The sequence below is a fragment of the Edaphobacter sp. FHG110511_03 genome (genome assembly GCF_059115365.1).
This window is the reverse complement of sequence record NZ_JBZYWL010000027.1, coordinates 1-6,914: the sequence shown is the minus strand read 5'-3', so window position 1 is coordinate 6,914 and position 6,914 is coordinate 1. Positions and strand designations below refer to the sequence as shown.

At 53.7% G+C, this 6,914-nt stretch carries 8 protein-coding genes and 1 pseudogene; 8 read left to right on the top strand and 1 reads right to left on the bottom strand.

The window, feature by feature from the left end:
* Nucleotides 1-4: 4 nt before the first annotated feature.
* Entirely contained in the window at nt 5-628 is a 624-nt protein-coding gene (locus tag AC5S26_RS29645; RefSeq protein WP_494188549.1) for a TetR/AcrR family transcriptional regulator, read from the bottom strand.
* Nucleotides 629-919: 291 nt separating this feature from the next.
* On the opposite strand from AC5S26_RS29645, the gene AC5S26_RS29640 reads away from it, so the two are divergent.
* The 8 genes and pseudogenes from AC5S26_RS29640 to AC5S26_RS29605 all read left to right on the top strand — a co-directional run bounded on the left by AC5S26_RS29640 (nt 920) and on the right by AC5S26_RS29605 (nt 6,764).
* Nucleotides 920-1,729: an NIPSNAP family protein gene (locus AC5S26_RS29640; protein ID WP_494188548.1), complete on the top strand. Its 810-nt coding sequence runs from the start codon at nt 920-922 to the stop codon at nt 1,727-1,729.
* Nucleotides 1,730-2,111: 382 nt separating this feature from the next.
* The gene (locus AC5S26_RS29635) at nt 2,112-2,519 is read left to right on the top strand and encodes a cupin domain-containing protein (RefSeq protein ID WP_494188547.1); all 408 of its coding nucleotides are present in this window, start codon (nt 2,112-2,114) and stop codon (nt 2,517-2,519) included.
* A gap of 13 nt (nt 2,520-2,532) precedes the next feature.
* Nucleotides 2,533-3,681, top strand: coding sequence for an aldo/keto reductase (locus AC5S26_RS29630; protein WP_494188546.1), 1,149 nt, complete (start codon nt 2,533-2,535; stop codon nt 3,679-3,681).
* Between the two features lie 57 nt (nt 3,682-3,738).
* Complete coding sequence (locus AC5S26_RS29625) at nt 3,739-4,626, top strand: aldo/keto reductase (protein ID WP_494188545.1); 888 nt, start codon at nt 3,739-3,741, stop codon at nt 4,624-4,626.
* A 63-nt stretch (nt 4,627-4,689) separates the two neighbouring features.
* The gene (locus AC5S26_RS29620) at nt 4,690-4,932 is read left to right on the top strand and encodes a hypothetical protein (protein ID WP_494188544.1); all 243 of its coding nucleotides are present in this window, start codon (nt 4,690-4,692) and stop codon (nt 4,930-4,932) included.
* Nucleotides 4,895-5,206, top strand: a pseudogene (locus AC5S26_RS29615) (PQQ-dependent sugar dehydrogenase); the annotation flags it as partial. The gene AC5S26_RS29620 and the pseudogene AC5S26_RS29615, both read left to right, overlap by 38 nt.
* Before the next feature lie 50 nt (nt 5,207-5,256).
* Complete coding sequence (locus tag AC5S26_RS29610; RefSeq protein ID WP_494188543.1) at nt 5,257-5,715, top strand: cupin domain-containing protein; 459 nt, start codon at nt 5,257-5,259, stop codon at nt 5,713-5,715.
* Nucleotides 5,716-5,879: 164 nt separating this feature from the next.
* Nucleotides 5,880-6,764, top strand: coding sequence for an SDR family NAD(P)-dependent oxidoreductase (locus AC5S26_RS29605; protein ID WP_494188542.1), 885 nt, complete (start codon nt 5,880-5,882; stop codon nt 6,762-6,764).
* Nucleotides 6,765-6,914 lie beyond the last annotated feature (150 nt).

Below are 6,914 nucleotides of genomic sequence, written 5' to 3'. Positions count from 1 at the left end.
AGTGTCAAAAACCTTCACTCTCAACGATGCTCCCGATGATGAGGTCGACGGCGGCACAAGCTAAGCGCTCGAGCTCGGCATCGCTTTCGTGCTTACCGACCCCTGCCAAAAGACGGTAGAGCACGTCTCCCGTCAACGAGTCGTGAAGGATCACCGCGAGCCGGTCAATTGGAATCGAGGTCTTTCGCAACTCGCCCCGATGACGTTCCAACAGAGATCTTATGAACGAAGCAGTCCTGGCGGGACCGTGTTTGTACCACGCCTCTCCTACTTCCGGACAATTCACCGCCTCTCCGACGGCGAGACGATGAAGTTCCACGGACCGTTTTGCGGTGATAAGTTTCAGGATATGAAAAGAAAGCTTCTTCAGACTCGCGTCCAGGTTCAACCCAGCATAGTCAATCTTTGTCAGTGGTTCGTTCGCCTCGCGGCACAGGTTCTCGATACTGCTGATGAACAGCCCACACTTCCCACCGAATTCGCTATAAACCGTACTCTTCGATCCTCCAGCCAGCTCAACGATCTTGTCGACAGTGACACCCTCATAGCCGCGCTTTAGGAACAAGTCTGCTGCGACTTTTTGGAGCTTGCTGTTTCGAACTTCTCCCCGCGATCGCTTGTTCGGCATTCATCTCTCCCATCTCAAGTCCTGAATGCATTGCTAAAATGTTTGGCGCAACCCTCCAGCTTGAATCTCCTGTACCACCTGCATTTTATGCGATTCATCTCTTCAGGCCATATCTACTGCAGACCCAAGAGGGTTGTTATTGGACAGACTTATACTGTACTGTACAGTACATAGACTTATTATAAGTCTGCCGAAGCCGCTGACAAGTGTGTTTGCTCTAAATCGGCGAAGAATAATCTTCGGGTCACCACGAAATTGTTCGGAATAACGCTAATTAGTCCAAGGAGACTCATGGATCGTCGCAATTTTCTTTCTAGCTCTCTCGCAGCTTCAGCCCTCTCACTTGCTACTGCCGGTGATCTTCTTGCTCAAGCGGGCTCTGCTGTGAACTCTGTGCCGGAGTATATGGACCTGCGCCGGTACCATTTGGCGAGTGGTCCGGGTGTGAAGCTCACCTCTGATTTCTTTGCCGATGCTTTAATTCCGGCACTAAACCGGCTCGGCATTGGACCAGTTGGTGCATTCTCTGTTTATTTTGGACCCGATAGCCCTTCCTATTACCTGCTGATGCCAAGTTTGAAGTTGGAGACGTTAGTTACAGCTGATCTTGAGTTGGCGAAGGACGATGTCTTTATGAAGGCGGCTGCGCCGTTCTGGGATGCTCCCGCCGCAACACCGCCCTACATTCGTATAGAAAGTTCTTTATTGCGGGCATTCCCGGGATATCCCAAGGTCACCCCACCAGCCTCCGCCGCAACCAAGGAAAAACGCATCTATCAACTCCGCCAGTATCAGTCGCCGACAAACATGGATCACGTTCGAAAGGTGGAGATGTTTCACAATGGCGAGTTCCGCTTTTTCGCTAAAGCCGGCGCTACGGGAGTTTTCTATGCGGACACATTGGTTGGACCGAATCTGCCGAATCTTACCTATATGCTCAGCTTTCCTGACATGACCTCACTTGAGGCAAGCTGGGAAAAGTTCTCCGCCGATCCCGATTGGAAGAAGCTCTCTGCCGATTCGAGGTTTAAGTTGGACCCACCAACGGTATCGAATATAACAAGCCTCGTGCTTCGTCCCCTCGCTTGTTCGCAAGTTTAGCGATACCACTAGACGACAAAAGGGCCCGTCCGTATATAGGAGGGCCCTCAGAAACGCCAATCCTCCCAAGGCGACAATCTAGCGATGGAGTGAGCTACATAGCCGCTAATAAGGGACTTTACGGTGAAATCTCCTCAGAAATACGATCTGCTACTGGATCCTCTTTCATGCAACTCTAGGCAAACGTCCTGGATTTAAAAGTGCGTCTAATTGCTGATCGATCGCATCTATTAGTAATGTACTGTACAGTACATAAATCGCTCGATTATCACAGCTCATCTGGAGATCACATGGCAAGCAACCCCGACGAATCGCTCACTGAGCCGATAGCTTACCTGCTTGCTGCGCAAGGAGAAGTCGCTATTCCTAGGGGATCACTTCGATGATCACCGTTGTGCATCCGGGAGGACTGAGCACCGAAACACAGCAGACGTCGGGATCGCTGAGGATGTCCGCCATTGCAGCGATGCAAGGCATCGTCTCCTCGTTATGGGCCGGCATTTTTGTGGTCGAGCCTTCAGCGAAGACCGGCATCCACCATCACGGCGAACAGGACACAGTCGTTTACGTCCTTGAAGGAGAGGCCTTTGTAAGGTGGGGCAACTTCGGAGAACACTCCGTCACTGTTGGTGTCGGCGATTTTCTACATGTGCCGAGTTGGTTGCCACATCAGGAGCTTAACCCTTCTAGAACGAATCCATTCCGCTGGGTGGTTGTACGAAGTACTCCAGAACCGATCGTCGTCAATCTGCCTGATGATTTCTGGATGCACGCCGCCCATAACCATTAGAGAGGATTCTCCGATGAATACGAGAAGAGACTTTTTGAACACTACTCTCAAAGGATCGGCCATGGCAGTGGCGACAGCACTTCTGCCCAAGACAGCTTCTGCTGTAAGTGCAGCAGGCATCGATGGGAGTAACAGCATGGAGCAAGCTGTCAATATCGCTAGCAAAGCCCACTACAAGCCACCCCTCAGATTCGGAATGGGAGGGGTTCCGCTCGGGAATGAGTTTGCGGTCATCACCGACAAAGATGCGTATGCCACCATTGAAGCCGCGTGGAATTCCGGGATTCGTTACTACGACATGGCTCCATGGTACGGACTAGGCCTGGCAGAGCGTAGATACGGAAACTTTCTTCACGGCAAGAATCGAAGTGAATTCGTCCTCTCCTCGAAGGTAGGCAAACTCCTTAAGGCATCGAAGACCGCGAAGAATAAAGAGTATTTCCCGTTTTCTCCCTCACCGAATGATGTGGTATACGATTACACCGCACCCGGCGTGCGACGATCCATTGAAGACAGTCTGCAAAGACTCGGCATCGACAGCTTGGACATAGCCTTCGTGCATGACATCTCGCCGGACAACAAATATCTTCCGACATCCTGGCAGGAGCAGTTCGAAATCGCACGAAAGGGTGCATTTCCTGAACTCACTCGCATGCGGGAAGAGGGATTGATCAAAGGCTGGGGAATCGGCGTCAATACTCCGGAACCAATATTGCGACTGCTTGAAGTCGCAGATCCGGATGTGTGTCTTCTAGCCTCTCAGTACTCTCTGGTCGATCACAAGAACGCACTCGATCAAGTATTTCCAGCGGCAAGAGCTAAAGACGTGTCTTTCGTGATCGGATCATCACTCAATGCGGGGTTTATCTCTGGAAGTCCGCGTTACAACTATGGGAAAGAGTCATACCAGATCCCGCCCGCGTTGCTTGAAAAGCGCAAGAGGCTTAGCGAGGTTGCAAGTAACCACGGAGTCGAGCTCCGGACCGCGGCACTTCAATTCTCGGCTTCGCCTGACATCGCTGCAGCGCTGGTTGTAGGCGCCAGCAGCGAGCAGCAGATCCTCGCCGATTACACTTCCATGCAAACCAAGATTCCTGCCGATTTCTGGGCGGAGTTGAAGGCTCAGAAACTGATTGAGCAGAACGCACCAGTGCCCGCTTAAATGCACGCGACAGACTTTTTGAACGTCCAAAATCTCAATACGAAAAGGAACACGCTAATGAATAAGAATCAGATTCTTTCAGCCGCAGTCGCGGGCACGGTTACCTTAGGTGGCGATCTTGTAGTCAACCGTATGGGCTATGGTGCGATGCGCATCACCGGATCAGGCGTGTGGGGACCTCCCGCAGATAAGGCTTCTTCCCTTTCGACCCTTCGGCGTGCAATCGAACTCGGCGTGAACCTGATCGATACAGCCGACTCCTACGGTCCTGGCACCTCCGAAGAGTTGATTGCAGAAGCACTCTACCCATATCCGGCCGGATTGGTGATCGCAACCAAGGGTGGATGGGAGCGGCCCGGCCCCGGCCAATGGACGCATAATGCCAGCCCGAAACATCTCACCGAAGCACTTGAGGGCAGTTTGAAGCGTCTGCGACTGGACCGTATCGACGTCTATCAACTGCACGCTCCCGACAACGCTGTGTCCTTTGAGGCGTCGGTCGAAGCACTGGCCAGGCTGCGCGAGCAGGGTAAGATTCGCCATGTGGCGCTCTCGAATGTGACGCGCGAACACGTAGAGCGAGCCCGCGTGATCGTGCCGATTGTCTCTGTGCAGAACCGCTACAGCTTCGCTGACCGGGAATCGGACTTCATCGTCGATTACTGTGAAAAGAACAACATCGCTTTCCTCCCGTGGGCTCCGCTCGGTCAAGCCAAGGAGGCACATGACGCCATCAAAAGGCTTGCGAATGATCTCGATGCAACTCCTTTGCAGGTAGCATTGGCCTGGCTGCTCAAGCGTTCCCAAGTCATCTTGCCTATTCCCGGAACGTCCTCGGTCCAGCACCTGGAAGAGAATATCGCTGCTGCCGGCCTCGAACTCTCTCAGGCCGCATACGACAGGTTAGCCGGTGTAAGCCATCCTCCAGCAAGCCTACGTGGTTGAAGCGCCGACAAACTAAGCTAGCGGACGATCGGCTGTTCCCAAATGACCCTGGAGATGAGCATTATGAAACGTTCACGTTTCGCACTGTTCCATGCATTAGCCCCTCTCGCCTTCACCGCCCTTCCTCACGCTGCGCTCCATGCCCAGAAGACGATCACCGGTCAGGCCGCATTCGCCGACTACACGCAGCAGAAGCCTGGCGTCCGGCGAAAGATCACCGTGGCAGACCTGCCAGAGCCAAAGCCGTCTCAGTCTGTGGACAACGATCATGGCCTCGCTCGGAATGACCTTCTATTCCACCAGTAAATCCACGTTTCCATACCAGTACGACGGCGATGGATTCGCAGCAGAACACGGGTCGTGGAATCGTGCGAATCGCGGAGGCTACGAAGTTATCCGGGTTCCCATAAACAACGGCAAGGCCACCGGTGAGTACGAGGATTTTCTTACGGGATTTGTCACCGTAGATGGACAGGTTTGGGGCCGACCGGTTGGAGTAGCCGTAGGTCAGGATGGAGCTCTCTACGTTACAGATGATGGCTCTCGCAGCGTTTGGCGCGTGTTTTACACCGGAAAATAGAGAGACCCTCCAGAGTTTCGATTAGACAGGTAGCCCACCAGGAGATCGATATGATTTCTAAATATCGCACCATTGGAATTACAGCCATAACCGCAGCATCTCTGACGGCCGTACTCGCTCAAACCCCTGCGGATAGTATTGCAAGCGGTCACCGCGAAATTCTGCTGCAAACGACTCAATCGTGGAATGGCAAGCCCTACACACACTATCCTACCGGCCAGCCGCAACTCACCACGATCAAGCTGACCATCGCACCTCACACCGCCCTGCCATGGCACTCACATCCATTCCCAAATGTCGTCTACGTACTTTCAGGCACTCTTACGCTGCACGACAAAGCCAGCGGCAAGACTCAGGTCGTCCATCAGGGGCAAGCGGTAGGAGAATCAGTAGACGATGTGCATAGGGGCGAGTCGGGTGACGAACCCACCATACTGCTCATCACCTATGCCGGCACTCCGGGCGTTCCAACCTCGGTCCCCGCAAGGGGCGAGAAGTCTGAATACTGAATCGTCTCTGCTCAACCGAACCGTGAATGAAAGAGAGTAGAGGCGATGATGCCATCAAATGGAAAGCAACAGGTAGCGACGGCGATCGTATCGGGCCCGTTTTTTCTTGCGCCCAGTTCAGCGGTGTTGAGCGATGTTTCGCTCGCAGAAAACATGAGGGGCATATGACACAGGCGAGAACAGAATCTTGGGGACGTATCCTTAATGGCAGAGTGGCTGTAGTCACTGGAGCGGCACGCGGAATCGGGCGCGCAGCAGCGGTGGCCTTGGCGAATAGCGGAGCTCGCGTGATTGGAATCGACATCTGTGCCGTCGTCGATCCGCGTTCGGGAGTGGAACCTGCCAGCCGTGCCGAGCTCGATCAGACCGGCGAGATGGTCAAGAGCGCAGGCGTCCAGTGGAGGAGCTTTGTACTCGACCAGCGCGACCTTACCGCACTGCGCGTCGCTGCTGAGAAGATCAACACTGAGTTTGGCCACATCGACATCCTGTTCGCCAACGCCGGTATCCAGGCGTTCCGTCCGCTACTTCAGATGGAAGATCCTGATTGGCATATTCAGATCGACGTCAATCTGACGGGCACAGCCAACGCTGTTCGTGCCTTTGCGCCGTACATGGTGCAGCAGAAATACGGACGGATCATCATGACGACATCCACTCAGGGACGACACGGCACCTTGAACGGTTCGGCTTATTCGGCATCGAAGTGGGGCATCATTGGCTTGATGAAGTCCGCGGCGATGGAACTGGGGCCGCATGGCGTCACTGTGAACTGCCTCGTGCCAGGACTCATCGATACACCGCTCACGCGCCATGAGGAACGTTATGAGCAGGCTCTACAGGTGGCGGGACGCACGCCCACGGGTGACAAAGCTGTAGACGAAGAAGCGGCTCGTAAGGTGCTTCAGAGCAAATCAATACTGGGTGTGCCGTGGATCGATCCGGCAGAGATGTCTCCCGTCGTCATTTTCCTCGCCTCTGAAGCGGCGCGAATGGTTTCAGGCGCAACCTACGATGTAACCGGCGGTGACAGCGCGAACAACGTCTAGCAGGAAACAGTTGAGCGATTCAATGGCGTCTAAAGCTTCAATTCTCTGCATCCTGCTTTCTTCCGCCGCTTAATGATATGTTCCAAGTTGTCGTTGAGCGCATTATAACGTACTGTAATGTACAGTATATTGTCAAGCTGGCTTTGCCGG

Bases quoted from the DNA above. Each gene is read 5' to 3' on its own strand.
- AC5S26_RS29610 (WP_494188543.1), top strand. From the start codon at position 5,257: ATGATTTCTAAATATCGCACCATTGGAATTACAGCCATAACCGCAGCA.
- AC5S26_RS29620 (WP_494188544.1), top strand. From the start codon at position 4,690: ATGAAACGTTCACGTTTCGCACTGTTCCATGCATTAGCCCCTCTCGCC.
- AC5S26_RS29635 (WP_494188547.1), top strand. From the start codon at position 2,112: ATGATCACCGTTGTGCATCCGGGAGGACTGAGCACCGAAACACAGCAG.
- AC5S26_RS29630 (WP_494188546.1), top strand. From the start codon at position 2,533: ATGAATACGAGAAGAGACTTTTTGAACACTACTCTCAAAGGATCGGCC.
- AC5S26_RS29605 (WP_494188542.1), top strand. From the start codon at position 5,880: ATGACACAGGCGAGAACAGAATCTTGGGGACGTATCCTTAATGGCAGA.
- AC5S26_RS29625 (WP_494188545.1), top strand. From the start codon at position 3,739: ATGAATAAGAATCAGATTCTTTCAGCCGCAGTCGCGGGCACGGTTACC.
- AC5S26_RS29640 (WP_494188548.1), top strand. From the start codon at position 920: ATGGATCGTCGCAATTTTCTTTCTAGCTCTCTCGCAGCTTCAGCCCTC.
- AC5S26_RS29645 (WP_494188549.1), bottom strand. From the start codon at position 628: ATGCCGAACAAGCGATCGCGGGGAGAAGTTCGAAACAGCAAGCTCCAA.